Origin of the sequence: Streptomyces sp. CA-249302, assembly GCF_050936785.1 — a bacterium.
In the GTDB taxonomy this organism is placed as follows: domain Bacteria; phylum Actinomycetota; class Actinomycetes; order Streptomycetales; family Streptomycetaceae; genus Streptomyces.
In genome coordinates this window covers 4775587-4800503 of the sequence record NZ_JBNJMG010000001.1, presented here as the reverse complement: position 1 = coordinate 4800503, position 24917 = coordinate 4775587, and the positions used below count along the sequence as shown (strand labels likewise).

The following is a 24917-nucleotide window of genomic DNA, read 5'->3' as shown; positions in this document are numbered from 1 at the left end:
CCGTCAGCTGATTACGGCCACAGCAGTTCCTTGGTCCAACCGGCCGCTTCCCGCCCGTACTTGAGCCGCACATGCCGCCTCCGTTCATCCCCCTGGAAGAACTCCACCTCGTCCGGCAGCAGGCGGTACAGCGTCCAGGTCGGGACCGGAGCGTCTGGCTCTCGTTGGGCCCGTTCCCAGGCCGCCTGGGACTCCTTGGCCAACTCCTCCAGTGAGCCCAGGACTTCGCTCTGGTGGCCGGTCAGGGCCGCGGCCAGGGCGCCCGTCGAGCGGGCGTGCAGGTCGGACTGGGAGTCGGTGGACGGGGCCGTGGTGACCGGGCCGCGGAGGCGGATCTGGCGGCCCAGGGTCGGCCAGTAGAAGGCGAGGGCGGCGTACGGGTGGGTCGCCAGGTGGGTGCCCTTGTGGCTCGTCGCGTGGGTCGCGAAGGACCAGCCGTCCGCGTCCGCGCCGTGCAGCATCACGATCCGTACGTCCGCGTGGCCCTCGGCGTCCGAGGTCGCCAGCGACATCGTGTGCGGCTCGCGCTCGCCCGCCGCGACCGCCTCCGCGAACCAGGTGGCGAAGAGGGGGAGAGGGGCGGCGGGTGCGGCTGCCGGGTCGAAGGGCGGCAGGCTGGTCACCTCCGGGTCCCACACCCGCAGTGACCTCAGCAGTTCGTGTAGATCCGTTCCCATGCCCCGATTGTCACGTGCGGCGCCGCTCGGACCGTACTCAGGCCCCGACCCTCGTCTCCGCCGCGCTCAGACCGCCCCAAGGTCGGACGACAGCCAGCGCTCCGGCCGCATCCGGATGACCACCTGCTCGCCGTGGTTCTTCCAGGCGAAGTCCACGTATCCGTCCACCTTCTCGGCGGGCAGGTACCGCGCCGAGATCTCCCTCAGCTGCTCGATCGTCGCCGGCTCCGAGCCGATCACCGGCCCCTCCACCGACACGTACCGGATCGTCGGCTCCAACCGGTCGGCCATCAGCGAGAACCGTCCCGCCGCCCGGATCAGCTCGTCCTTGCGTGAGTCCCGCACGATCAGGATCCACACCGTGCCGTCGGACTCGTACACGTACCAGATCGGCAGTGTGAGCGGCGCCCGTCCCTCGCCCGCGTCCACCGCCAGCGCGGCGACATGCGGCTCGGCCAGGAACTCTGCGCGCTCTTCACGGGTCAGCGCCATACGGGTCTCCTCCGATGAATACGACTGGGCGGTACGCTGCGGCCGGGAGGGGTTCAGTTTGCAGCGTACGACCCGTACGGCCGGCGTCGCGTTCACCGGTGCCCTCGTCCTGCTCGGCGCCCTCACCGGCTGCGGCACCGGCAGCAGGGAAGCGACCTCCCTCTCCGCCCCGTCCGTCTTCTACCTCCGCCCCTACGGCGAGAAGTCCACGCCCGAGGACTTCCTGCGCTTCGCCGTCGAAGTGAACGGCGGGTCGCCGTATGTCCGAAATGAGCCTCGGCGGGTGACCGTGGTGGTGCCGCCCGGCTCCCGGGACGTCGTGCGGCTGCGGGAGAGCGCCCCGGACTGTTCCGGCACCGGCACCCGTGTCACCTGCGACATCGCGGGCGACAACATCAACGGCCAGGGCCAGGCCCGCATCCTGCCGCTCGCCGTGAAGGGCGGCCGGATCGGGCAGTCGGGGTACGTCGACCTCACCTACGAGACGAAGGGCGGCAAGAAGCTCACCGCACGGACGCGGGTGGTGGTCGGTACACCGGTCGTGCAGGCCTTCGTTCCCAAGGCGTTCGAGGGGGTCCGGCCCGGCGGTGAGCTGCGCCACCCGCTCGTCGTCCGGAACACCGGGGACGTGCCGGTCGTCGGGCTGGGGCTCCGACTGCAGCCCGGTGAGGGCGAGTTCGCCGACCGGAGCCGCAGCTGCCGGTACCCCGACCCGAAGTCCCCCCTGGGCAACGCCGTCACCTGCACCTTCCCCGACCTGCGGATCGCTCCCGGCGAGACCGTCACCCTCCGCCCCGCCCTGCGCCTGCGCGCTCCGAAGACCCGGATGTACGACACCGTCGGCACCGAGGTCTGGGCGCTGGACACCGACCCCGCCTCCGACACCCGCGCCCGCCGCGGGGACCCCGGCGACGGCCCCGCCCTCGCCGCCGTCACCGGAACCGCCGCGGGGCTTCCCGCGGGCACCTTCCGGGAAGGCGGCGGCACCACCCCCGTCTCCCTCGACCTCCACGCCGACTACCGGGTCACCGGCGCCACCCTCCACGGCAACCCCGACGACATCCGCAAGCTCCGCCTCACCGTCCGCAACGACGGCCCCGGCAACCCCGGCGCCGCCGCCGAGCTGGTCTTCGAGCCGCCCCTCGGCACGGGGGTGGTGAAACAGCCCACGACCGAGATCGACGACGGCGAGTACGGCCCCTACTGCGACTTCAACGGCTACTCCTACACCTGCCCCGTCCGGCAACTCGCCCCCGGCAGGTCCCGCACCTTCGAGTTCACCCTCCGCCTGGGCGACCCGGCCACCGGACGCGTGCTCCTCCAGGACACCGACCAGGCCACCAAGTACCACTTCGGCCGCCACGACCCGGACAACGACAACGACGAGGCCCGCATCGCCGTAGAAAGGTGACGGCTCCTCACCCCCGCCCCAGCATCACGATCAGCCCCGCCCCAGCACCACCGTCCCCGACGAGCAGAACCACCCGCCCGTCCCGGACGCCACCCCCAATCGCGGCAATTCCCCGTCCCGCGCCCGCACTTGACGGCTCCCCGCCTCCCCCCGCAACTGCCGCACCGCCTCCACCAGCAGGAACAGCCCCCGCATCCCGGGGTGTTGGGCCGACAGCCCGCCCCCGTCCGTGTTCACCGGCAGCTCCCCGCCCTCGACCCTGAGCCGCCCCTTCTCCACGAACGCCCCGCCCTCCCCCTTCCCGCAGAACCCGAGGTCCTCCAGGGTCACCAGGGTCATGTAGGTGAAGGCGTCGTAGAGCTGGGCGAAGTCCATCTCCTCCGGGCGCACTCCGGCCCGTTCGAAGGCCAGGCGGCCGCTCACCGCCGCCGGTGACACCGTGAAGTCCGGCCACTCGGACATCGCCGCGTGCGAGACGTGCTCCCCGGTGCCGAGCACCCAGACGGGGGCGGTACGGCAGTCCCGTACCAACTCCTCGGCCGCGAGCAGGATCGCCGCGCCGCCGTCCGAGCGGATGCAGCAGTGCAGCTTGGTGAAGGGGTCCGCGATCATCGGGCCGGACAGGACCTCGTCGACCGTGATCGGGTCGCGGAACATGGCGTCCGGGTTGAGGGCCGCGTTCGCCCGGGCCTGCACCGCCACCTCCGCCAACTGCTCGATCGTCGTGCCGTGTTCGATCATGTGGCGGCGGGCCGCCATCGCGTACTTGGCGATCAGCGTGTGTCCGTACGGGACTTCGAATTGCAAGGGGCCGCGCGCGCCGAAGGACAGGTTCCCCGTGCGGCGGCCCGCCTTGATGTCCGCGCGGGCCGTCGAGCCGTAGACCAGGAGGACGGCGTTCGCGTGGCCCGCGGCGATCGCGTCCGCCGCGTGCGCCGCCATCACCTCCCAGGTCGAGCCGCCCACCGACGTGGAGTCGACCCAGGTGGGGCGCAGGCCCAGGTACTCGGCGACCTCGACGGGTGCGAGCGTGCCCAGGCCCGCCGAGGCGAAGCCGTCGACCACCGCGCGGTCCAGGCCCGCGTCCGCGAGCGCGCGGCGGGCCGCCTGGGCGTGCAGGGTGTACGGCGTCGCGTCGTCCACCCGGCCGCAGTCGGACAGGGCCGCGCCCACCACGGCGACTTTCCGGATCCCGGTGATCCTGGTGGTCATGACCCCTCGCTTCCCTCTGTGCATATCGTCCCGGCGCTCCTAATATGACGGACCGTCAGATCGGGAGGGAAGACTCATGGACGCAGGCTTCACCGCCGAACAGGACGAGATCCGCCGCACGTTGCGCGAGCTCCTGCACCGGCGCTGCGGATCCGAGGAGCTCCGCGCCGCCCTCGACACCCCGGGCGGCCACGACACCGCCCTCTGGTCCACCCTCGCCGAACAGCTCGGCCTGCCCGGGCTCGCCCTTCCCGAGGCGTACGGCGGTGTCGGCTGCTCTGTCACCGAACTCGCCTTGGCAAGCGAGGAGTTGGGGCGGGCGCTGGCGCCGGTGCCGTTGCTGGCGACGGCCGTCCTCGCCGGGCCGGTCGTACGGGCCCTCGGGACCGGGGCCCAGTGCGCCGAACTGCTGCCCCGGCTCGCCTCCGGCGCCCTCACCGGCGCCCTCGCCGTACCCGGCACCGCACTGGCCACCGCCCTCGCGCTGACCGGCGGCAACGGCGGGGAGTGGGCGGGCGGCGGGCGCGCCGGGGGCGTGCAGGCCCGGCGGGTGGGGGAGGGGTGGCGGCTGTACGGGGAGGTGGGGCAGGTGCTCGACGGGCACAGCGCCGGGCTCCTGGTGATCGCCGCCCATGCCGGCGGGTTCGCCCGGTCTCGGACCCTCTTCTTTCTCGTGTCCGGCGACGCGGCGGGGCTGGTGCGGTTGCGGCAGACCGCGCTTGACGCCACCCGGCCGCAGGGGCGTCTCCAACTGCGCGACGTGGAGGCCGAGTTGCTGGGTGGCGAGGACGGACGCGGCGTCCTCGGCGCCCTCTCCTCCGTCGGCGACTCGGCCGCCGCGGTGCTCGCCTGCGAGGCCGTCGGGGCCGCCGACCGGGCGCTGGAGCGGACCGTCGAGTACGTGCGGCAGCGGGAGCAGTTCGGGCGGGCGATCGGGTCGTTCCAGGCGGTCAAGCACCGGCTGGCCGACGTGTACGTGCAGCTCCAGGCGGCGCGTTCGGCGGCGTACTACGCGGCCTGGGCGGCCGGGCAGGGCGGCGAGCGGGCCGGCGGGCTCGCGCTCGCGCAGGCCCTGGAGGCGCTGCGGTGCGCCGCCGCCGAGGGGATCCAGCTGCACGGGGGCATCGGCTTCACCTGGGAGCACGACGCCCATCTCTACTTCAAGCGCGCCTCGGGCGACGAGCTGCTGTTCGGGCCGGTGCACCGGCTGCGGGCGCGTGCCGCCGACGCGGCGCGACTCTTCGAGGGCCGGGAGGTGTCGGTGTGATCGGCGAACGAGTGGTGCAACGGGTGTCGTCCACGAAGGGCTTCGCGAAGGTGGCCCCGCATGTCATTCCGGCGCTGGACCGCGCCGTCCACCGCCTCACCCGGGGGAAGGTGCTGGTCAGCGCCCAGATGCTGCCCGGCGTGATCCTCACGGCGAAGGGCGCGCGCAGTGGAGTGGCCCGCCGTACTCCGCTCGCGTGCATGCCGGAGGAGGGCGGGCGCAGCTGGATCCTGATCGGCTCCAACTTCGGGCGTACGGACCATCCGGCCTGGACCCACAACCTCCTCGCCCACCCCGACGCCGAGGTCAACTGGAAGGGCACGGACATCCCCGTCCGGGCCCGGCTCCTGGAGGGCGAGGAGCGGGCGGCGGCCTGGAAGCGGCTGCTCGTGTTCTGGCCGCCGTACGCCACCTACCAGGCCCGGGTGGAGCGGGAGATACGGGTGTTCAGGATCGTCCGGAGGTGAGCGGTGCCGGTGTCAGTGCGACTGGTTCCGGGTGCAGGCCACGTCGTACTGGGAGACCGAGTGCGGGTTCTTGGAGTTCTGCGGCTGCTCGCCGGCGTACTTCGTGCCGGCGACGCCGTCCGGGTTGAAGGCGGAGCCGGGGGCGCTGACGGAGTGTCCGGGTTGGTTGGGGGTGTCCTCGCAGGACGCGCCCGGCTGGGCCGCGAAGGCGACGCCCGCGCCTCCGGTGACCAGGGCGGCCGAGGCCACGGCGAGGGCCGCACGCTTCAGGAGGTTCATGATCGCCTCTCCTTTCGCGAATTCTTTCCCTATATGTACGGAAAAGGGGCGTCGGCCGTTCAGCGGCGTCACAGCGTGGCCAGCCGCTGTACCAGCAGAAATGCGCCGATCCCGAGCATCGCCGCCCCCGATGTCCGGGTGACCGCCCGGGCGGCTGTCGGGCGGGCGCCCAGGACGGCCCGGGCGCCCAGGCCCACCGCCAGGTACACGGCGGCGCAGCAGGCCATGTGGAGGAGGCCGAGGGCGGCCGTCTGGACGGGGATGGGCAGGTGGTCGCCGGTCGTCACCAGGAACTGGGGGAGGACCGAGAGGTAGAGCAGCAGGCCCTTGGGGTTCAGGCCGCTGATCGTCGCGCCGCGCAGGAACAGGCCGGAGTGCGATCCGGTGCCGTCCGCCCCTGGTGGAGCGGGCCGGCGCAGGACACCCCACCCCAGCCACACCAGATACCCGGCCCCCGCCAGCGTCAGCCCCGTCAGCAGCCCCGGCGAGCCCGCCACCAGTACCGCGAGCCCGGCGACCGCGAGCACGGTGTGCAGCGCGTACCCGGCGACCAGGCCCGCCACGGCCCGTACCACCGGACGGCCGCACACCCCGGTCGCGATCGCGTACGCCCAGTCGGCGCCCGGTACGCAGACCAGGAGCAGGTCGAGGGCGAGGAAGGAGAGCAGCAGTCCGGTGTCCATGAGGGGGACATTAGGCGCGGATGGCCCGAAAGTGTTCCTGAAGTTTGCCCATGATCGCGTTCTTGGTAGAAGAATCTTCTCCATGGACGACGTGGACCGGAAAATCCTTGCCGAGCTCCAGCAGGACGGGCGGCTGACCGTGACCGAACTGGCCGGGCGGGTGCGGCTGAGCGTCTCGCCGTGCCACCGGCGGCTGCGCGAGCTGGAGCGGTCCGGGGCGATCAGCGGTTACCGCGCGGTGGTGGACCCGGGGGCGGTCGGGCTGACCTTCGAGGCGCTGGTCTTCGTCTCCATGCGGCAGGAGGACCGGGACACGGTCGCCGAGTTCGAGCGGGCGATCGCCGAGATCCCCCATGTGCTGGACGCCCAGCGGCTGTTCGGGGAGCCCGACTACCTGCTGCGGGTGACCACCGCCGACCTCGCCGCCTTCCAGCGGCTGTACGACGAGAAGCTCGCGACCCTGCCGGGGGTGCAGCGGCTGACCTCGACGCTGGTGATGAAGCACGTGGTGCGGGACCGCCCGCTGCCCGCGTGAACACCCCCGCGGAGCGCGGCAGGCGGTGGCCCACCCGAGTGGACCACCGCCTGCCAGACAGGACTTGAGCCGGAGCAGGGACCTACTTCGTCGGCTTCTTGCCGGTCACGCCCAGATGCACCAACAGCGCCAGGTTCGGCTTGAGTTCAGCCTGTTTGACACCCCAGGTCTGGAAGCCCTTCTGGTGCGAGGCGACGGCCGCGAGCATCGCGACCAGCGAACCGGCGACCGCCGCCGGGTTCACGTCCTTGTCGACCTTGCCCTTGGACTGAAGTTCGGTGATCGAGTCGGTGAGGGAGTTGTTCACCGAGTTCAGGATCTTCATGCGGATCTTGTAGAACCGCTTGTCGCCCTCGGCCGCCCCGAGGTCGACGACCCTGAGGATCGCGTCGTTCGTGCGCCAGAACTCCAGGAACCCGTCGACGAGTTCCTGCGCGGTCGTCCAGCCGGCCTTGCCGACCCACGACCGGCCCTCGAGCAACGCCGTCAACTGCCCGCCCTCGGTGGCCATTTGCTCGGCGATCTCCAGTACGGCCCCCTCGACGTCCGGGAAGTACTGGTAGAAGGTCGCGGGTGAAGTACCCGCCTTCCGGGCGACATCAATGACTTTGACGTCCCGGTAGGGCGATGAGCTGAGCATCTCACTGAGGCAGTCGAGCAGCTTCTGCCGGGTCGCCTGCCCACGCCGGCCGGCCACGCGGCCGTCGACGGTACGCACTTGTCCTGTCATGCCGTCAGCTTACCGAGGGGTGATCGGAGCGCGATTCGGCCGACTGCAAATGGGGTGCACGAGCATCAGGGGGCGGGTGAGCTGGTCCTGCGCGGTGCGTGAGTCGCCGTTACTTTTGCCGCATGGCCGAACACGCCGAAAACATTGCATCCGCGTACGGAGAGGGCGTCCCCTGCTGGGTGGACGCGCAGCTTCCCGACGTGGAGGCGGGCAAGCGCTTCTACGGTGAGCTCTTCGGGTGGACCTTCGAGGAGCAGCGGTACGGCGGCTCCGTATGGGCGCTGCAAGGGGGCGAGCCGGTGGCCGCGCTCGCGCACAAGACGGACGGCCGGATGCCCACCGTCTGGACGGTGTACTTCGCGACCCCGGACGTGGAGGCCCTCGCCGACCGGGTCTGGGCGGCCGGCGGACAGGTCGTCACGGCCCCGCTGCCGGTCGGCGACCTGGGCACGACCGCGCTGGTCACCGACCCGGAGGGGGCCGTCTTCGGCCTCTGGGAGCCGGGCAGCCACCCCGGCTTCGGCAAACGGCACGAGACCGGCGCCTTCGCCTGGGCCGAGCTGTACGCCCGGGACACCGAGGCCGCCAACGACTTCTACGGCGGGCTCTTCCACGACGCCCTGTTCGGGCCGGACGCGAAGCCCGACTTCGGCCGGGCGGCCGTGTCGGAGGTTTTTCCGGCCGAAATGCCGCCCCACTTCGTCGTCCACTTCCAGGTCGAGGACTGCGAGGCCGTCCTCGGGACGGTGAACCGTCTCGGTGGCCGGGTACAGGCGCCACCATTCGAGACGTCGTACGGAAAGGTGGCCGTCGTCACGGACAATCAAGGGGCGTCCTTCGCGGTGCTCCAGCGCTGACCGGGGCTTTTTGACCGTAAATATCCCGGAACATCCCGTTTCGGCCCCGGGTTCGCAACCAGGGTCCGGTACAGGAAGAATCAGCTTGCGCGCCGCCAGGGGTGGTGCGGTGGTGAGACGCTGCACGGGGTCGCGTACATATGTGGGTGACGGGGCCCGTACGGGGAGGTGGCAGGCAAGTGGTGGATCAGCTGACGCAGCACGATCCGCGGCGGATCGGGCCGTTCGAGGTGCTGGGACGGCTGGGTGCCGGCGGCATGGGGCTGGTCTATCTCGCGCGCTCGGCGTCCGGCCGGCGCGTGGCGATCAAGACCGTTCGTACGGAGCTCGCCGAGGACCAGCTCTTCCGCGTCCGCTTCACTCGTGAGGTGGAGGCGGCCCGCGCGGTCTCCGGCTTCTACACGGCGGCCGTCGTCGACGCCGACCCGCGCGCCGCGGTGCCGTGGCTGGCCACCGCGTACGTCCCCGCGCCCTCCCTCGAGGAGATAGTGAACGAGTGCGGGCCGCTCCCGGCCCAGGCGGTGCGCTGGCTGGCGGCGGGCGTCGCGGAGGCGCTCCAGTCGATCCACGGCGCCGGGCTCGTCCACCGCGACCTCAAGCCCTCGAACGTCCTCGTCGTGGAGGACGGCCCGCGGGTCATCGACTTCGGCATCGCGTCCGGAGTTTCGAACACCCGTCTGACCATGACGAACGTGGCGGTGGGCACCCCCGCCTACATGTCCCCCGAGCAGGCCAAGGACTCCCGGTCCGTCACCGGTGCCTCCGACGTCTTCTCGCTCGGCTCGATGCTGGTCTTCGCGGCCACCGGCCACCCGCCCTTCCACGGCGCCAACCCGGTCGAGACGGTCTTCATGCTGCTGCGCGAGGGCCCTGACCTGGAGGGCCTGCCGAACGAGCTGCGCCCGCTGATCGAGTCGCTCATGCAGATGGAGGCGACCGGCCGCCCCAACCCCGCCGACCTCCAGGCGCAGCTGGCCCCGCACCTCTTCGGCTCCGGCTCCGACGACAGCGGTACGGCCTCGGCCTGGCTGCCCGAGCGGGCGGTGAGCCTGATCGAGGCGCGGCGCAACGGCCGTCCGGCCGCCAAGCCCGGCCCGCAGGGCGGCGGCCGCAGCGGAGGCGGTCGCGCTCCCGTCCCGCCGCCCCAGCCCTCGTACGACCCCGCGGTCCCCTCGCCCGTCCCGGTGGGCGCCCCCGACACCGGCCCGGTCCGCCTCGCCGGCGCCCAGGTGCCGATCGGCCCCGGCCCCCGCGTCTCCGACGTGCGCGCCGCCGCCGTCAAGGCGCCCCCGCCGGAGGCCGCCCTGGCCGCCTCCTGGGCCAAGCCCCGCCCCGGCGTCAACGGCGCCGACCCCGTCCTGCCCTCCGCCCCTCCCGCGCCCCCGGAGACGGCCACCGGCTGGCGCCCCTGGCGTTTCCGCATGTCCAACGACGTCTGGGGCACGCCGTCGGTCGCCGGGGACCTCGTCTACGTCACCTCCTTCGAGGTGCACGCCCTCGACGTCGCGACCGGCCGCCGGCGCTTCAAGACGCGGGACGTGGCCTGGTCGATGGCGGTCTCGGACGGCCGTATCCACGCCTCCGACGGGCCGACCCTGTTCGCCCTGGACGCCCGCGGAGGCGCGGATCTCTGGCGCCTCTCCACGGACGCCTGGGTCTACTCCCTGCACGCCGACCGCGGCACCGTCGTCACCGGCACCCGCGGCGGCGGCGTCCAGGCCTGGGAGGCCTCGACCGGCCAGAAGCTGTGGGAGCTGAGCGGCGCCCAGACCGACTTCGAGTCGCCGGAGGCCGGGCCCGCCGTCCACGAGGGCACGGTCTTCGTCTGGCAGGACGCCCGGCTGCGCGCCCTGGACGCCCGCACGGCCGAGGAGCGCTGGTCCTACCCGATCGGCGACGCGGCCTCCTGCGGCGGCGTCCCGGTACGCCTGACGCACGCGCCGGACGGCTACGTCTACGTCTCCGCGGGCACCCGCGTCCTCGCCCTCGACGTGGCGAGCGGCCACGTGAAGTGGCACTTCGAGGCCCCGGCGGTCTTCCTCTCCCCGCCGACCTTCGCGCCCGGCCCGGCCGTCACCGGCGGTGGCGTCTACCTCGCCGACTACCTCGGCACGGTGTACGCCCTCGACGCCGCCGACGGCCGCGACCGCTGGCGCATCGCCACCGAGTCCCGCGCCTCGGTCGACCCGGTCCTGGTGGCCGCCGGTCACGTCCACGTGGGCAGCGGCAAGGGCCTCTACACCCTCGACGCGGTCACGGGCACGCCCAAGTGGCGCTTCCAGGCGGGCGGCGACATCGTGGGCGCCCCGGCGGTCGCGGAGGGCCGTATCCACTTCGGCTCGACCGACCACCTGCTCTACACCCTGAAGGCCGACGACGGCCGCCTGCGCTGGAAACTCGCGACCGGCGGCGAGATCACCGGCTCGCCGGTCGTCCGGGACGGGGTCGTGTACGCGTGCAGCAAGGACCGCTGCGTGTACGCCCTGGACGCGGAGAAGGGCACCGGAACGGCCCGTACCTCCTGAACATGCAGGTGACGGCCGTCGTACCAAGCGCACGGAAGGGTGTGGACGGCGGCCGTCCCACCTAGACGCTACGTCAGCGCGTGCGATATGTCCTGTTCCGCCCGGCGAACAGCTCCGCCTGCCGCTCGTCCGGCAGGTTGCCCAGCGAGATGAGGTGCGGCGCCTGCGCGTACCCGGCGGCGAGGCTCGCCTCCTTCGCCGCCCACAGGGCGCGGACCGTGCCCTGGACGCCCTCCGGCGGGTAACCGGCGATCACCGTGGCGCACTCCGTCGCCGCCGCCAACGCCCCGCCGGGCTCGGTGAGTTCGGAGACGAGCCCGAGCTCGTACGCCCGCCGGGCCCCGATCCGTTCCGCCGTGCCCATGAGCATCATGCGGGCGACCTCGCCGTACGGCATCCGGCCGCTCAGCAGCACCGACTCGTACGCGCTGACCATGCCGTACGTGGTGTGCGGGTCGAAGAAGGCGGCGCTCGGGTCGGCGATCACGAAGTCCGACTCGCCGAGGAGGTAGAAGGCGCCTCCGCAGGCCATGCCCCGCACGGCGGCGACGACCGGCTTCCAGAGGTCGTTCGACTTGGGGCCGACGTGGAGGAGCGGATCGTCCGCCATGTAGGGGGAGTTGGGCTGCGGGACCACCGCGTCGCGGTCGAGGCCGGTGCTGAAGGCCCGGTCGCCGGCGCCGGTGAGGACGACCGCCCGTACCGTGTCGTCGAAGCGCAACTCGCCCCAGACCTCGCGGAGTTCGTCGCGCATGGTGAGGTCGATGGCGTTGAGGCGCGCGGGCCGGTCGAGGGTTACGGTCGCGATGCCGGAGTCCTTGTCGGCGGTGACGGTGAGGGTTTTCACGGGCGCTCCAGGACCCACTGCGGAAGACCCTCCTCGGTGAAGACGACCTGCACCTTCGCGCCGATCCTGAGGCGCTCCGGCGGCACCGAGTCGAGGCGGGCGCCGGGGGCGGCGACCAGGTTGCCGACGAGGCGGACACGCGGCGCGTCGGCGAGCTCGACGACGATCACGTTGTACGGCGCCTGCTCCGCGTAGTCGGGCAGGAGCGGGGGATGGGGGACGACGTAGGACCAGATGCGGCCGTGCCCGGAGACCGGCCGCCACTCGGCCGCGAAAGACTGGCAGTGCGGGCAGCAGGGGCGGGGCGGGAAGCGGGGTTCGCCGCAGTCGGCGCAGGCCTGTACGCGCAGCTCGCCCGCGGCGGCGTACCGCCAGAAGGGGGCGCCGTCGGGGTCGATGACCGGGTCCAGCATGTCAACTCCTGTTGGTCAGCAGCAGCGCGGAGGTCGGGACGCCCTCGCCGGCGGTGACGAGGCAGGTACCGGCGTCCGGGACCTGGGCGGTGCTGGTGCCCCGCAGCTGCCGTACTCCTTCGTTGATGAGGTTGAACCCGTGGACGTAGGCCTCGCTCAGCCCGCCGCCGCCGGTGTTGACGGGCAGCCGCCCGCCGATCTCCAGGGCGCCCTGCTCGGTGAACGCGCCGCCCTCGCCCCGCTCGCAGAAGCCGTAGCCCTCCAGGGAGAGCGGGATCAGCGCCGTGAACGCGTCGTAGATCTGGGCGACATCGACGTCCTGGGGTGTGAAGTCGGCGTGTTTCCACAGGTGTCGGGCGGCGGTCCAGGCGGGGCCGGTGAGCGGGTCGTCGTTCCAGTAGTTGACCATGCCGTGGTGCTGCGCGGGCAGGCCCTGCGCGGCGGAATGGACGTAGACGGGCGTACGGCGGCAGTCGCGCGCCCGCTCCCGGCTGACCACGACACACGCCAACGCCCCGTCCGTTTCAAGGCAGTTGTCGAAGAGGCAGAGGGGCTCGCTGATCCAGCGGGAGGTCATGTACATCTCGCGGGTCAGCGGGCGCTCGTACATGATCGCGGCGGGATTCTGGTTGGCGCGGTTCCGGCAGGCGAGGGCGACGTTGAAGAGGTGATCCCTGGTGGCGCCGTACTCGTGCATGTAGCGGCGTGTCAGCATCGCGATCTCGTCGGCTGGGCGGAGCAGGCCGAAGGGGCGGGTCCACTGGGCCGGGGTGGGGAGCTGGACGGCGGTGTTCCTCCAGGGGCGGGGGCCGCTCCCGCGCTTCCGGGACCGCCAGGCGACGCCGACCGTGGCCTGCCCCGCGGCTATCGCGGCGGCGAGGTGGGCGACCGTGGCGCACGAACCACCGCCGCCGTAACCGACCTTGCTGAAGAAGGTCAGGTCCCCGAAGCCGACCGCCTTCGCCAGCTCGACCTCGTCCGTCTCCTCCATCGTGTACGAGGCGAGGGCGTCGACCTCGCCGGGGGCGATCCCGGCGTCGTCGAGGGCGGCGAGAACGGCCCGGCAGGCCAGGGTTCTCTCGTCCTCGGCGAGCTGCTTGGCGAACGGCGTCTGTCCTATCCCCACGATCGCCGTCGCGTCCTTGAGGGTCACGCTGCACGCACCTCCGCACGCTGTGAGGCCTGCTGACAGCCCGTCAGGTTACAGCTAATCTGACGGGTAGTCAGCTACTGCGGTCGGGGAGGAGGCCGGTTGTGCCCAGTGACATGGAGTGGGACATGGAGTGGGACAGCATCCCGGGGCTGGTCCGGTCGGCGGCGGAACGGTACGGGGACGCCGAGGCGGTCGTCGAGGGCCGAATGCGGGTCTCCTACGGCGAGTTGGGCGCCCGGGTGGAACGCGCGGCGGCCGCCTGCATCGCCGCCGGCGTCTCGCCCGGCGACCGGGTGGCCGTCTGGGCGCCCAACTCCCTCGACTGGATGGTCTCGGCGCTGGGCGCGGTGTCGGCCGGGGCGGTGCTGGTGCCGCTGAACACGCGGTTCAAGGGGAGCGAGGCGGCGTATGTGCTGCGCCGGAGCGGGGTGCGGCTGCTGTTCGTGACGGGCATGTTCCTCGGGACCTCGTACGTGGCCGCGCTGCGGCGCGAGATGGCCAAGGAACCGGGGCTGCCCGCGCTGGAGCAGGTGGTGGTGCTCTCGGACGACGCGCCCGCCGACTTCCGTACCTGGAAGGACTTCCTGGCGGGCGGGGACGCGGTGGGGGAGGCGGAGGTGCGGGCGCGGGCGTCCGCGGTGTCCCCGGACGGGCCCTCGGACATCGTCTTCACGTCCGGTACGACGGGCCGGCCCAAGGGGGCGGTGATCACGCATGCCCAGTCGCTGCGGGCGTACGAGATCTGGTGCGACCTGGCGGGGCTCCGGCAGGGCGACCGCTACCTGATCGTCAACCCCTTCTTCCACACCTTCGGCTACAAGGCAGGCGTCCTGGCCTGCCTCATGCGCGGCGCGACGATGATCCCGCAACCGGTCTTCGACATCGACACGGTGCTGGCGAACATCGCCGCGGAACGGGTCTCGGTCCTCCCCGGCCCGCCGACCCTGCACCAGTCGCTGCTGGACCACCCGGCCCGCGACGCGCACGACCTGTCGGCGCTGCGGCTGGTGGTGACGGGTGCGGCGGTCGTACCCCTGCGACTGGTGGAGCGGCTGCGCGGGGAACTGGGCGTGGAGACGGTCCTGACGGCGTACGGCCTCTCGGAGGCCAGCGGCATCGTGACGATGTGCCGGCGCGGCGACGACCCGACGGTCATCGCCTCGACGTCCGGGCGGGCGATACCCGGCACGGAGGTGCGGGTGGCGGCCCCGGCCGGCGAACCCGGCGAGGTCCTGGTCCGCGGCTTCAACGTGATGCGCGGCTACTACGAGGACGAGGCGGCCACGGCCGAGACCCTCACCGAGGACGGCTGGCTGCGGACGGGAGATGTGGGGGTGCTGGACGGCGACGGCAACCTGCGGATCACCGACCGCATCAAGGACATGTTCATCGTCGGCGGCTTCAACGCCTACCCGGCGGAGATAGAGCAACTCCTCGGCCTGCACCCGGCGGTGGCGGACGTCGCGGTGATCGGCGTACCGGACCCGCGACTCGGCGAGGTCGGCAAGGCGTACGTGGTGCGCCGGGCGGACCCGCCCCTCACGGCGGACGACCTGATCGCCTGGGCCCGGCGCGAGATGGCCAACTACAAGGTGCCGCGTGAGGTGGAGTTCGTGACGGAACTGCCGCGGAACGCCGGCGGGAAGGTGGTCAAGGGCGAACTGCGCACCCGCGGTTGACCGCACTCGCCGGTGACCCCGGACACGCCTCGGCCGCGGTGGCTCCCCCTCGGTGCCACCGCGGCCGTCCCCGTGCGGGAAAAAGCCTGGTCAGGCCTTCTCGTCGGTCGCGTGCAGGTTGTCCGGCGTGACCGTGGCGGTGCCGGAGTCCGCCTTGAGCGGGTTCACGCCGGTGAGCGGCTCGCTCGTGGCGTGCAGATTGTCCGTGCTGACCTCGGTGCCGTCCTCGACGTCCGTGGCGTGCAGGTTGTCCGTGGTGTTCTCGTCGCTCATGACGACTGCCTCCCCGTTCGGGTTGCTTGATGTGGCCGCCGGCCCGGCAGCTCCCCCGAGGGCCGCCGGGCCGGCTTCGTGACCGTTCACCGTAGTGCAACGGCCCAGGTCGACCCGTCTGCCCCCCGACGCGACGGAACGACAGGACGAGAGTGCCGGGTGGCGATAAACGAACGATGAACGCCCGCGCGCCGAGTCACTCGGATCGGTCGATTCGTGTACGGACCGGGACGTCAGGGAAGCCTGACCGAGGGGAAGTTCACGCGCGGCAGTGGTCCGCGTCGGCCGGGGGGAGCGCACGGTGGCTCGTGCTGTCGGGATCGATCTCGGGACGACTCATTCCGTGGTGTGTGTGCTCGAGGGCGGTGAACCGGCCGTCATCACCAACGCCGAGGGCGACAGGTCCACGCCCTCCGTCGTCGCCTTCACGAAGAACGGTGAGGCGCTGGTCGGTGAGGCGGCCAGGCGGCAGGCGGTGACCAACGCGGACCGCACCATCTGTTCGGTCAAGCGCCATATGGGCACCGGCTGGAAGGTGGGCATCGACGGCAGGGACTTCACGCCGCAGCAGATCAGCGCCTTCATCCTGCAGAAGCTGAAGCGGGACGCCGAGTCCTACCTGGGCGAGCCGGTCACCGATGCGGTGATCACCGTACCGGCGTACTTCAACGACTCCGAGCGTCAGGCGACGAAGGAGGCCGGCCGGATCGCGGGGCTGAACGTCCTGCGCATCATCAGCGAGCCGACCGCCGCGGCTCTCGCCTACGGCCTGGACCGGGACGACGAGACCGTCATGGTCATCCACTTCGGCGGCGGCACCTTCGACGTGTCGCTGCTGGAGATCGGCGACGGCGTGGTGGAGGTGAGGGCCACCAACGGCGACAAGAAACTTGGCGGTGACGACTGGGACCAGCGCATCGTCGACCATCTGGTCAAGCGCGTCGCCGACGAACACGGCATCAATCTGCGCACGGACAGGACAGCGCTTCAGCGCCTGCGCGAGGTCGCGGAGCGGACGAAGGTCGAGCTCTCCTCGACCACCGAGACCACGATCGACCTGCCCTACCTCGCGCCCATCTCCAAACCCCCACTGCACCTGGCCGAGAAGCTCACCCGGGACAGGTTCCAACGGCTCACCGCCGATCTGCTGCTGCGCTGCAAGACGCCGTTCCACAACGTCATCAAGGACGCCGGAATCAGGCTCACGGACATCGACCACGTCGTCCTCGTCGGCGGCTCGACCCGCATGCCCGCCGTCATCGACCTGGTCGATGAGCTGACCGGTGGCAAGCAGCGCCAACGCGTCCGTTCGGACGATCCGGTCGCCGCCGGCGCCGCCCTCCTCGCCGGCATCCTCAAGGGCGAGATACGGGACCTCATGCTGCTCGACGTCACCCCGCTGTCGCTCGGCGTCGAGTCCGAGGGCGGCGTCATGACCAAGTTCATCGAGCGCAACACCATCATCCCGACCAGGCGCTCCGAGATCTTCACGACGGTACGGGACAACCAGACGGCGCTGGAGATCAAGGTCTACGAGGGTGAGCAGGCGATCGCGGTGTACAACAAGAAGATCGCCACGTGCGAACTGACCGGTCTGCCTCCGGCGAAGGCCGGCAAGCCGCAGATCGAGGTCGCCTTCGACATCGACGCCAACGGCTTCATGGACGTCTCTGCCAGGGACCTGGGCACCGGCACGGAGCAACGCGTGACGGTCACCGGCGGAACCGCCCTGCCGAAGGCCGACATCGAGCGCATGGCGCGTGAGGCCGAGCGGTATGAGGAGCAGGAGCGTGAGCGCCGTGAATCCGCCGACATGCGCGACCGGGCCGAGCAACTCGTCCATTCCACCGAGAAGTTCGTCCGGGACCGCGCGGACACGGTGCCGGACGACGTCAGGGCCGCCGTCGAGGCCGCGGTCCGTGAACTCAGGGAAGCCCTGAGGCACGGTGACGACGCGGCCGTCCGCGAGGCCACCGAACAGGTCGCCGACGCCGTACGGGATCTCCACGGCTGAGGCGCTGACGCCGAGCCGGAGTCAGACGCTACGCCAGCGCCAACGGCGTCAACAGCGGCCGCACAGTCTCCGCCTCCGCCGCGTCCAGCGCCTCGAACAGCTCCAGGGCCTCGCGCCAGCAGACCTGGGCGCGGCCCGGCTGGCCGATGCCGTTGAGGCCGTGGCCGAGGGCTACCAGGACGTTGGCCCGGCGCCAGTCGCCGCCGATGCCGCGCAGTACCGTCAGGGCGCTCTCCGCGTTGGCCGCGGCCTGTGCCGGGCGTCCGTCGGCCAGGTCGACCTCGGCCAGGCGGAACAGGGACATGCCCTCCCAGAGGCGTTGGCGGCTGTCCCGGAACACGGTCAGCGCCTCCTGGAGGCGGGCGGCGGCCTCCGGCAGCTCGCCGTGCTCGGTGAGCGCGAGGCCCAGCGCGTAACGGCCGTTGGCGCCCTTCAGCGCGTGGCCCATGGCGTCGTACATCTCCATGCCCTGCCGGGCCAGTGACACCGCGCTGTCGGTGCGCCCGGTGGCCAGGTGGATCCGGGAGAGGTTGCACAGCACGGCCGCCTCGCCCGCCCGGTCGTCGCAGGCGCGGAAGCCCTCGATGGCCCGGACGATGTGGGTCTCGCCGTCCTCGTTGCGGCTCTGGTAGAGCGCGATCACACCGAGGATGTTGGACGCCCAGCAGCCGGCCAGCGGATCCGGCGCGGCGCCGATCAGCTCGTGGGCCAGGGCTGCCTCCTCGTCCGCCAGGTCGAAGCGGCCCGTCACGCTGTGCGCGTACCCCAGCGTGATCAGCGCCCGCGCCTCCGCCCGGGCGTCCCCGGCCTCCCGCGCGGCCTCGCGCAGGGCCGAGGCGACCCCTTCGTACGCCTTGGAGTTGGTGCCCGACTCGGCGAGGTCCACGGCGGCCCACAGCAGGTCCACCGCGCGCCGCAGCGAGCCGGAGCCGGCGGACTGGCGGACGCAGGCCAGCAGGCAGACCGCCTCCGAGTACAGCCAGTCCTGCGCCTGGTGCCGGTCGGCGAAGACCAGCCCCGGGTGCTCCGGGGCGGCCAGGTGGTCGACCAGCCGGTCGCCGGGGCGCTCGATGAGGTAGACCCCGGCCGCCGTGGCCAGATAGAAGTCCAGCAGCCGGGACATCGCGGCGTCGCGGTCGCTCGGCGGCCACTCGTCCCGCTCCGCACACGCACGCGCGTAGAGCCGTACGAGATCGTGGTACCGGTAGCGCCCGGGTGCCGCCGATTCCAGCAGCGAGGTGTCGACGAGGGCCTCCAGCAGGTCCTCCGTCTCCTCCACGGTCAGATCGAGTACGGCCGCCGCCGCGGCCAGCGAGATGTCCGGGCCGTCCGCCAGCCCCAGCAGCCGGAACGCCCGTGCCTGCGCGGGCTCCAGCGCGCCGTAGCCCAGCTCGAAGGTGGCCTTGACCGCGAGGTCGCCCGCCTGGAGCTCGTCCAGGCGCCGCCGCTCGTCGGCCAGCTTGGCCGCGAGCACGGAGACCGTCCAGGTACGGCGGGCCGCCAGCCGGGAGGCCGCGATCCTGATCGCCAGCGGCAGGAAACCGCAGGCCGCGACCACGTCGAGGGCCGCCTCCCGCTCGGCCGCCACCCGCTCCTCGCCCACGATCCTGGTGAACAGCGCCAGTGCCTCGTCGGGGGACATCACGTCCAGGTCCACGAGGTGGGCCCCGGCGAGATCGACCATCCGCACCCGGGAGGTCACCAGGGCCGCGCAGCCCTCCGTGCCGGGCAGCAGCGGACGTATCTGCGCCGCGTCCCGGGCGTTGTCCAGCAGCACCAGGACCCGGCGGCCGTCGAGGACGGAGCGGTAAAGCGCGGCGCGCTCCTCCAGGGAGTCGGGGATGGCCGAGTCGGCCGTGCCGAGGGCGCGCAGGAAGGAGCCCAGGACCGTCTCCGGCTCGGCCGACCTGACGCCGGCGCCCTGGAGGTCGACGTACAACTGGCCGTCCGGGAAGGCGGCGCGGGCCTGGTGGGCGACGTGCACGGCGAGGGTGGTCTTGCCGACGCCGCCGATGCCCGCGACCGCCGAGACCGCCATCACCCGGCCCTCGGCGGTGGACAGCACCTCGCCGAGCTCCTTGACGAAGGCCTTGCGGCCGGTGAAGTCGGGGACGGTGGCCGGGAGTTGGGCCGGGCGGACGGGGGCCGGGGGCGGGGCGGTCTGCGGGGCGGAGGGCTCGGCGAGGCCCGGGTCGGCCCGCAGGATGCGCTGCTGCAGCTCGCGCAGGCCGGGGCGGGGGTCGACGCCGAGTTCGTCGGCGAGCAGGCGCCGGGTGTCCGCGTACACCGCGAGCGCCTCTGCCTGCCGGCCGCTGCGGTACAGCGCCAGCATCAGCAGCTCGCGCAGCCGCTCGCGCAGCGGATGGGCCGCCGTCAGCGCGGTCAGCTCGGAGACCGACTCTGCGTGGCAGCCCTGCTCCAGGTCCATGTCCAGGCGGGACTCGAGGAGTTGGAGCCGCCACTCCTCCAGGCGGACGCGCTGCGCCTCCGCGTACGGGCCCGGTACGCCGGCCAGCGTCTCGCCGTCCCACAGGTGCAGCGCGCGGTCCAGCACCTCGCGGGCGTGGCACAGGTCCCCGGCGCCGCGCGCCTTCTCCGCCTCGGCCGCCAGGTCCTGCGCCACCGCCAGGTCGAAGGCGCCCTCGGCAAGCCCGCGCACCGCGTACCCACCCGACTCGCTCACCAGGACCCCGGGGTCCAGCACCTTGCGCAGCCGGGAGGCGTACGTACGCACCGCGGCCAGCGCCTGCAAGGGCGGCTCCTCGCCCCACAGCGCGTCGATCAGCTCACCGGCGGTCGCCGTACGGCCCTCGCGCAGCAGCAGGGCGGCCAGCAGGGCGCGTTGCTGCGGGGAGCCGGTGTTGAGCTGCTCCTCGCCGCGCCGGGCACGCACGGGCCCGAGCACGGCGAAGCGCACGGCGTCCGGCTCCGCCCCCGCGGAGGATCCGGCCCGCCGCTGCTCCGGCACACGCGGCACACGGTCGACCATCGCCGTCCCCCTAGACACATCGAGCAACCCCGTCAGTCTGCCTTGTCCACGGCGGATGCGTCAGCTGTGGAGGGCACGGTCACAGCCAGACGCGCTGGATATCACAAACCCCTCACGCGCCCTCCGCACGGATGCGAAACGGATGCGAAACGGATGAGAAGCGGATCCGAACACGCTCGACCACGATCCGTTCCCGTCGCCTTCGTCCCGTCGCCTTCGTCCCCATCGTCTCCGTCCGCATAGCTGACGGACCGTCAGATCGGCGCTACCGTGGCCGCCATGGACACCGAAGCGACGTTTCCGCTGATCATCTCCGTCGACGACCACACCGTGGAGCCCGCCGATGTCTGGCAGAACCGGCTCCCGAAGAAGTACCTGGACGTCGGCCCCCGAATAGTCCGCGCCCCGCTGAAGGAGATGACCTTCCTCGGCGGCCGCTTCCGCCCCGTCATGGGTGAGCCGGGCGACGACGGCCCGCTCGGCGACTGGTGGGTCTACGAGGAGCTCAAGCGCCCCCTGACCCGCCTCGACACCGCTGTCGGCTACAGCAGGGACGAGATCAAGCTCGAGGTCATCACCTACGAGCAGATGCGACCGGGTTCCTTCGACGTCCCGCAGCGCCTCGCCGACATGGACGTCAACCACGTCCAGTCCGCCGTCTGCTTCCCGACCTTCCCGCGCTTCTGCGGCCAGACCTTCACCGAGGCCAAGGACCACGACCTGGGCCTGCTCTGCGTCCAGGCCTACAACGACTGGATGGTGGAGGAGTGGTGCGGCCCGGCCGCCCAGGGCCGCCTGATCCCCCTCACCCTCATCCCCCTCTGGGACGCCGAGCTCGCCGCCGCCGAGGTCCGCCGCAACGCCGCCCGCGGTGTCCGCGCCGTCGCCTTCTCCGAGATACCCCCCTACCTGGGCCTCCCGTCCGTCCACGGCGACGACTGGGACCCGCTGTTCCAGGCCTGCGACGAGACGGGCACGGTCATCGCGATGCACATCGGCTCCAGCAGCCGTATGCCCTCGACCTCCAAGGACGCACCCCCGGCCGTCGGTTCGACGATCACCTTCGCCAACTGCTGCTTCTCGATGGTCGACTGGCTGATGAGCGGCAAGTTCGAGCGCTTCCCCGACCTCAAGGTCATGTACGCGGAGGGCCAGATCGGCTGGATCCCGTACATCCTCGAACGCGCGGACGTGGTCTGGGAGGAGAACCGCGGCTGGGGCGGAGTGGCGGACAAGGTCCACCGGCCGCCGTCCGAACTCTTCGCCGAGCACGTCTACGGCTGCTTCTTCGACGACGCGTTCGGGCTCCGCAACCTCGACGCGATCGGTGTCGGCAACGTCCTCTACGAGACCGACTACCCGCACTCCGACTCCACTTGGCCGAAGTCGAGGGAGGTCGGGGAGGCGCAGATGGGGCATCTGGACGCCGAGATCGTGGAGCGGATCGTCCGGGGCAACGCCATCGAGCTGCTCGGGCTCACCCCCGAGGGGCTGTGGAGCCGTACATGAGGTACGGCATCCAACTCCCCGTCCAGTCCCAGAGCACCATCTACGCCGAGCCCTGGGAGGCCGACGCGGGCCCCGAGGACCTGGTGGCCGTCGCCCGCACCGCCGAGTCCGCCGGCTTCGAATACATCGCCGGCTGCGACCACGTGGCCATCCCGCGCCGCCTGGCGTCCGCGATGAGCACGGTCTGGTACGACCCCGTGGCCACCCTCGCCTTCCTGGCGGGCGTGACGGAGCGGATACGGCTGCTGAGCCATGTGGCGGTGGTGGGCCTGCGCCACCCCCTCCTCGCCGCCAAGCAGTACGCCACCCTCGACCACCTCAGCGCCGGCCGCCTGATCCTCGGGGTCGGGGCAGGTCACGTACAGGAGGAATTCGAAGCGCTGGGCGTCGACTTCGAGCACCGGGGCGCCGTACTCGACGAGTCGATCGACGCGCTGCGGGCCGCTCTCGGCCCGGACGAGTTCCCCGAACACCACGGCAAGCTCTACGACTTCGAGGGTCTGGGCCAGCGCCCGAGGCCCGCGCAGGAGCGGGTCCCGGTCTGGGTGGGCGGCTCCTCACCGGCCGCCGTGCGCCGGGCCGCGCTCAAGGCGGACGGCTGGCTGCCGCAGGGCGATCCGCGGGACCGGCTGCCGGCCCAGCTGGATCGGATACGGCGACTGCGTGAAGAGGCCGCCGTCCAGGGGCCGTTCACGATCGGGGCGATCACCGAGCCGCTGTACGTCGGCACCCCCGCCTGGGAGGTCGGCCGCCGCACGCTCACCGGCTCCCCGGACTCCCTCGCCGAGTCCCTCCGCGCCTACCCGGCGATGGGCGTGGACCAGATCCAGGTGCGGTTCCGCTGCCGGAGCCGCGGCGAACTCACCGACCAGATATCGGCCTTCGGCGCCGAAGTGGCCCCCCACCTCTAAGGAGTTACGGCATGGGCAAGCTGGACGGACGCGTCGTGATCGTCACCGGGGCGGCGCGCGGACAGGGGGAGCAGGAGGCCCGGCTGTTCAGAGCGGAGGGGGCCGAGGTCGTGGTCGCCGACGTCCTGGACGAGCAGGGCGAGGCCCTCGCGCGGGAGATCGGCGGCCGGTACGTCCACCTGGACGTGCGCGAGGAGGACGCCTGGCGGTCGGCCGTGAGCACCGTGAAGAACGCGTACGGCCGGATAGACGGCCTGGTCAACAATGCGGGCATCCTGCGCTTCAACGCCCTGGTGGACACGCCCCTCGACGAGTTCATGCAGGTCGTACGGGTCAACCAGGTCGGCTGCTTCCTGGGCATCAGGACGGTCGCGCCGGTGATGGAGGACGGCGGCACGATCGTCAACACCGCGTCCTACACGGCGGTCACGGGCATGGCGGCCGTGGGCACCTACGCCGCCACCAAGCACGCCATCCTCGGCCTCACCCGCGTCGCCGCCCTGGAGCTGGCCGACCGCCGTATCCGCGTCAACGCCATGTGCCCCGGCGCCATCGACACCGCGATGTCCAACCCGGCCCAGCTGGACCCGGAGGCGGACGCGGAGGAGACCGGGCGGGCCCTGGACGAGCTGTACCGCAAGCTCGTGCCGCTGGGGCGGATCGGCAGGCCGGACGAGGTGGCGCGGCTCGCGCTGTTCCTGACGTCGGACGACTCCTCGTACATCACGGGGCAGCCGTTCGTGATCGACGGCGGGTGGCTGGCGGGGGTCAGCATCATCTGACGGGCTGTCAGCTATTGACCTTTCTGACGGTACGTCAGAAAGTCGTAGGGCTCAGAAGTCGTAGGACTCACTTGGGACGGTGAACCGCCTTGGAATTCGGGCTCTTTGTACAGGGATACGTGGGTAAGCGCGCCGAGACCGACCCGCTGGCCGAGCACAAGGCGCTGATGGAGGAGACCGAGTACGTCATCCAGGCGGACAAGTCCGGCTTCAAGTACGCCTGGGCCTCCGAGCACCACTTCCTGGAGGAGTACTCGCACCTCTCCGCGAACGACGTGTTCCTCGGCTACCTGGCGCACGCGACCGACCGCATCCACCTCGGCTCCGGGATCTTCAACCCGCTCGCCCAGGTCAACCACCCGGTGAAGGTGGCCGAGAAGGTCGCCATGATGGACCACCTCAGCGAGGGACGCTTCGAGTTCGGGTCCGGCCGGGGCGCCGGCTCGCACGAGATCCTCGGCTTCCTCCCCGGGATCACCGACATGAACTACACGAAGGAGATCTGGGAGGAGACGATCGCCGAGTTCCCGAAGATGTGGATGCAGGACGAGTACGTCGGCTTCCAGGGCAAGCACTGGCAGCTGCCGCCGCGGAAGGTCCTGCCGAAGCCGTACGGGAAGTCGCATCCGGCGATGTGGTACGCGGCCGGCTCGCCGCCGTCGTACGCGATGGCCGCGCGCAAGGGGCTGGGCGTGCTCGGCTTCAGCATCCAGAAGGTCTCCGACATGGAGTGGGTGCTCGAGCAGTACAAGACGGCGATCGTGAACGCGGAGCCGGTCGGGGAGTTCGTCAACGACAACGTGATGGTGACGACGACGGCGATCTGCGCGCCGACGCACGACGAGGCGATACGGATCGCCACCAACGGCGGTCTGCACTACCTGCCGTCGCTGGTGTTCCGGTACCACGACACGTTCCCGCGGCCGGAGGGCTTCCCGGTGTGGCCGGAGACGCTGCCGGAGTACACGCCGGAGTTCGTCGAACTGCTCGTCGAGGAGGAGCTGTTGATCTGCGGCGACCCGGACGAGGTGCTCACGCAGTGCAAGCGGTGGGAGCAGGCGGGGGCGGACCAGCTGAGCTTCGGGCTGCCGGTGGGGGTGCCGAAGGAGGAGACGCTCCAGACGATCCGGCTGATCGGCGAGCACGTGATTCCGAAGATCGACACGGATCCTGTGCATCGGACTTCGCGGTTCCGGGCAGCCACGTGATCGC

At 71.7% G+C, this 24917-nt stretch carries 23 protein-coding genes; 12 read left to right on the top strand and 11 right to left on the bottom strand.

Annotated elements, in window-relative coordinates; all coding sequences use genetic code 11:
• Positions 1 to 11 precede the first annotated feature (11 nt).
• Positions 12 to 677 carry a pyridoxine/pyridoxamine 5'-phosphate oxidase gene (locus ACQEWB_RS21360; protein WP_432833337.1) on the bottom strand — a complete coding sequence of 222 codons (666 nt, stop codon included), beginning with the start codon at positions 675 to 677 and terminating at the stop codon, positions 12 to 14.
• A 66-nt stretch (positions 678 to 743) separates the two neighbouring features.
• Positions 744 to 1169, bottom strand: a complete 426-nt coding sequence (locus ACQEWB_RS21355; protein WP_432833335.1) for a pyridoxamine 5'-phosphate oxidase family protein — start codon at positions 1167 to 1169, stop codon at positions 744 to 746.
• A gap of 58 nt (positions 1170 to 1227) precedes the next feature.
• On the opposite strand from ACQEWB_RS21355, the gene ACQEWB_RS21350 reads away from it, so the two are divergent.
• Positions 1228 to 2580, top strand: coding sequence for a hypothetical protein (locus tag ACQEWB_RS21350; protein WP_432833333.1), 1353 nt, complete (start codon positions 1228 to 1230; stop codon positions 2578 to 2580).
• A 30-nt stretch (positions 2581 to 2610) separates the two neighbouring features.
• Here ACQEWB_RS21350 and ACQEWB_RS21345 read toward each other — a convergent pair whose 3' ends face one another.
• The gene (locus tag ACQEWB_RS21345; protein ID WP_432833331.1) at positions 2611 to 3792 is read right to left on the bottom strand and encodes a thiolase C-terminal domain-containing protein; all 1182 of its coding nucleotides are present in this window, start codon (positions 3790 to 3792) and stop codon (positions 2611 to 2613) included.
• Between the two features lie 76 nt (positions 3793 to 3868).
• Here ACQEWB_RS21345 and ACQEWB_RS21340 point away from each other — a divergent pair, with 76 nt between their 5' ends.
• Together ACQEWB_RS21340 and ACQEWB_RS21335 are read left to right on the top strand one after the other, a co-directional pair.
• The gene (locus tag ACQEWB_RS21340) at positions 3869 to 5059 is read left to right on the top strand and encodes an acyl-CoA dehydrogenase family protein (RefSeq protein WP_432833329.1); all 1191 of its coding nucleotides are present in this window, start codon (positions 3869 to 3871) and stop codon (positions 5057 to 5059) included.
• On the top strand, positions 5056 to 5526 hold the full coding sequence (locus tag ACQEWB_RS21335; protein ID WP_432833327.1) for a nitroreductase/quinone reductase family protein: 471 nt from the start codon (positions 5056 to 5058) through the stop codon (positions 5524 to 5526). Before ACQEWB_RS21340 ends, ACQEWB_RS21335 begins: the two co-directional genes overlap by 4 nt.
• 12 nt (positions 5527 to 5538) lie before the next feature.
• On the opposite strand, the gene ACQEWB_RS21330 is transcribed toward ACQEWB_RS21335, so the two are convergent.
• The gene (locus ACQEWB_RS21330; protein WP_432833325.1) at positions 5539 to 5805 is read right to left on the bottom strand and encodes a hypothetical protein; all 267 of its coding nucleotides are present in this window, start codon (positions 5803 to 5805) and stop codon (positions 5539 to 5541) included.
• Between the two features lie 68 nt (positions 5806 to 5873).
• Positions 5874 to 6488 (bottom strand): LysE family translocator, encoded by a 615-nt coding sequence (locus ACQEWB_RS21325; protein ID WP_432833323.1) that lies wholly within the window; start codon positions 6486 to 6488, stop codon positions 5874 to 5876.
• Positions 6489 to 6570: 82 nt separating this feature from the next.
• Between ACQEWB_RS21325 and ACQEWB_RS21320 the strand changes: the two genes are divergently transcribed.
• Positions 6571 to 7023, top strand: a complete 453-nt coding sequence (locus tag ACQEWB_RS21320; protein WP_432833321.1) for an Lrp/AsnC family transcriptional regulator — start codon at positions 6571 to 6573, stop codon at positions 7021 to 7023.
• An 82-nt stretch (positions 7024 to 7105) separates the two neighbouring features.
• Here ACQEWB_RS21320 and ACQEWB_RS21315 read toward each other — a convergent pair whose 3' ends face one another.
• Positions 7106 to 7753 (bottom strand): TetR family transcriptional regulator, encoded by a 648-nt coding sequence (locus tag ACQEWB_RS21315; protein WP_432833319.1) that lies wholly within the window; start codon positions 7751 to 7753, stop codon positions 7106 to 7108.
• 122 nt (positions 7754 to 7875) lie between these two features.
• Between ACQEWB_RS21315 and ACQEWB_RS21310 the strand changes: the two genes are divergently transcribed.
• The gene (locus ACQEWB_RS21310; protein ID WP_432833317.1) at positions 7876 to 8610 is read left to right on the top strand and encodes a VOC family protein; all 735 of its coding nucleotides are present in this window, start codon (positions 7876 to 7878) and stop codon (positions 8608 to 8610) included.
• A 179-nt stretch (positions 8611 to 8789) separates the two neighbouring features.
• Complete coding sequence (locus ACQEWB_RS21305; protein WP_432833315.1) at positions 8790 to 11135, top strand: PQQ-binding-like beta-propeller repeat protein; 2346 nt, start codon at positions 8790 to 8792, stop codon at positions 11133 to 11135.
• 73 nt (positions 11136 to 11208) lie between these two features.
• On the opposite strand, the gene ACQEWB_RS21300 is transcribed toward ACQEWB_RS21305, so the two are convergent.
• Genes ACQEWB_RS21300 through ACQEWB_RS21290 form a run of 3 tightly spaced genes read right to left on the bottom strand, consistent with a single transcriptional unit; the run spans position 11209 to position 13548 of the window.
• Positions 11209 to 11982, bottom strand: coding sequence for an enoyl-CoA hydratase/isomerase family protein (locus ACQEWB_RS21300; RefSeq protein ID WP_432833313.1), 774 nt, complete (start codon positions 11980 to 11982; stop codon positions 11209 to 11211).
• Complete coding sequence (locus ACQEWB_RS21295; RefSeq protein WP_432833310.1) at positions 11979 to 12395, bottom strand: Zn-ribbon domain-containing OB-fold protein; 417 nt, start codon at positions 12393 to 12395, stop codon at positions 11979 to 11981. Before ACQEWB_RS21295 ends, ACQEWB_RS21300 begins: the two co-directional genes overlap by 4 nt.
• A 1-nt stretch (position 12396) precedes the next feature.
• Positions 12397 to 13548, bottom strand: coding sequence for a lipid-transfer protein (locus ACQEWB_RS21290; protein ID WP_432833308.1), 1152 nt, complete (start codon positions 13546 to 13548; stop codon positions 12397 to 12399).
• A gap of 125 nt (positions 13549 to 13673) precedes the next feature.
• Between ACQEWB_RS21290 and ACQEWB_RS21285 the strand changes: the two genes are divergently transcribed.
• Positions 13674 to 15227, top strand: a complete 1554-nt coding sequence (locus ACQEWB_RS21285) for a FadD3 family acyl-CoA ligase (RefSeq protein WP_432843927.1) — start codon at positions 13674 to 13676, stop codon at positions 15225 to 15227.
• 90 nt (positions 15228 to 15317) lie between these two features.
• Here the strand turns inward: ACQEWB_RS21285 and ACQEWB_RS21280 are convergent, their stop codons facing one another.
• Positions 15318 to 15500, bottom strand: a complete 183-nt coding sequence (locus tag ACQEWB_RS21280) for a hypothetical protein (protein ID WP_432833306.1) — start codon at positions 15498 to 15500, stop codon at positions 15318 to 15320.
• Between the two features lie 301 nt (positions 15501 to 15801).
• On the opposite strand from ACQEWB_RS21280, the gene dnaK reads away from it, so the two are divergent.
• Positions 15802 to 17514, top strand: coding sequence for a molecular chaperone DnaK (gene dnaK / locus ACQEWB_RS21275; RefSeq protein WP_432833304.1), 1713 nt, complete (start codon positions 15802 to 15804; stop codon positions 17512 to 17514).
• Positions 17515 to 17542: 28 nt separating this feature from the next.
• On the opposite strand, the gene ACQEWB_RS21270 is transcribed toward dnaK, so the two are convergent.
• Complete coding sequence (locus tag ACQEWB_RS21270) at positions 17543 to 20503, bottom strand: BTAD domain-containing putative transcriptional regulator (RefSeq protein ID WP_432833302.1); 2961 nt, start codon at positions 20501 to 20503, stop codon at positions 17543 to 17545.
• Positions 20504 to 20782: 279 nt separating this feature from the next.
• Between ACQEWB_RS21270 and ACQEWB_RS21265 the strand changes: the two genes are divergently transcribed.
• The 4 genes from ACQEWB_RS21265 to ACQEWB_RS21250 all read left to right on the top strand — a co-directional run bounded on the left by ACQEWB_RS21265 (position 20783) and on the right by ACQEWB_RS21250 (position 24913).
• The gene (locus ACQEWB_RS21265) at positions 20783 to 22012 is read left to right on the top strand and encodes an amidohydrolase family protein (protein WP_432833300.1); all 1230 of its coding nucleotides are present in this window, start codon (positions 20783 to 20785) and stop codon (positions 22010 to 22012) included.
• Positions 22009 to 22923 (top strand): LLM class F420-dependent oxidoreductase, encoded by a 915-nt coding sequence (locus tag ACQEWB_RS21260; RefSeq protein ID WP_432833298.1) that lies wholly within the window; start codon positions 22009 to 22011, stop codon positions 22921 to 22923. The genes ACQEWB_RS21265 and ACQEWB_RS21260 overlap by 4 nt, the downstream gene beginning before the upstream one ends.
• A gap of 11 nt (positions 22924 to 22934) precedes the next feature.
• A complete protein-coding gene (locus ACQEWB_RS21255; protein WP_432833296.1) occupies positions 22935 to 23705 on the top strand; it encodes an SDR family NAD(P)-dependent oxidoreductase in 771 nt (256 codons plus the stop codon).
• 89 nt (positions 23706 to 23794) lie between these two features.
• Complete coding sequence (locus ACQEWB_RS21250; RefSeq protein WP_432833294.1) at positions 23795 to 24913, top strand: LLM class flavin-dependent oxidoreductase; 1119 nt, start codon at positions 23795 to 23797, stop codon at positions 24911 to 24913.
• Positions 24914 to 24917 lie beyond the last annotated feature (4 nt).

Bases quoted from the DNA above. Each gene is read 5' to 3' on its own strand.
- ACQEWB_RS21325 (WP_432833323.1), bottom strand. From the start codon at position 6,488: ATGGACACCGGACTGCTGCTCTCCTTCCTCGCCCTCGACCTGCTCCTG.
- ACQEWB_RS21320 (WP_432833321.1), top strand. From the start codon at position 6,571: ATGGACGACGTGGACCGGAAAATCCTTGCCGAGCTCCAGCAGGACGGG.
- ACQEWB_RS21265 (WP_432833300.1), top strand. From the start codon at position 20,783: ATGGACACCGAAGCGACGTTTCCGCTGATCATCTCCGTCGACGACCAC.
- ACQEWB_RS21270 (WP_432833302.1), bottom strand. From the start codon at position 20,503: ATGGTCGACCGTGTGCCGCGTGTGCCGGAGCAGCGGCGGGCCGGATCC.
- ACQEWB_RS21285 (WP_432843927.1), top strand. From the start codon at position 13,674: ATGGAGTGGGACAGCATCCCGGGGCTGGTCCGGTCGGCGGCGGAACGG.
- ACQEWB_RS21310 (WP_432833317.1), top strand. From the start codon at position 7,876: ATGGCCGAACACGCCGAAAACATTGCATCCGCGTACGGAGAGGGCGTC.
- ACQEWB_RS21355 (WP_432833335.1), bottom strand. From the start codon at position 1,169: ATGGCGCTGACCCGTGAAGAGCGCGCAGAGTTCCTGGCCGAGCCGCAT.
- ACQEWB_RS21280 (WP_432833306.1), bottom strand. From the start codon at position 15,500: ATGAGCGACGAGAACACCACGGACAACCTGCACGCCACGGACGTCGAG.
- ACQEWB_RS21360 (WP_432833337.1), bottom strand. From the start codon at position 677: ATGGGAACGGATCTACACGAACTGCTGAGGTCACTGCGGGTGTGGGAC.
- ACQEWB_RS21345 (WP_432833331.1), bottom strand. From the start codon at position 3,792: ATGACCACCAGGATCACCGGGATCCGGAAAGTCGCCGTGGTGGGCGCG.
- ACQEWB_RS21260 (WP_432833298.1), top strand. From the start codon at position 22,009: ATGAGGTACGGCATCCAACTCCCCGTCCAGTCCCAGAGCACCATCTAC.
- ACQEWB_RS21340 (WP_432833329.1), top strand. From the start codon at position 3,869: ATGGACGCAGGCTTCACCGCCGAACAGGACGAGATCCGCCGCACGTTG.
- ACQEWB_RS21295 (WP_432833310.1), bottom strand. From the start codon at position 12,395: ATGCTGGACCCGGTCATCGACCCCGACGGCGCCCCCTTCTGGCGGTAC.
- ACQEWB_RS21255 (WP_432833296.1), top strand. From the start codon at position 22,935: ATGGGCAAGCTGGACGGACGCGTCGTGATCGTCACCGGGGCGGCGCGC.
- ACQEWB_RS21330 (WP_432833325.1), bottom strand. From the start codon at position 5,805: ATGAACCTCCTGAAGCGTGCGGCCCTCGCCGTGGCCTCGGCCGCCCTG.
- ACQEWB_RS21315 (WP_432833319.1), bottom strand. From the start codon at position 7,753: ATGACAGGACAAGTGCGTACCGTCGACGGCCGCGTGGCCGGCCGGCGT.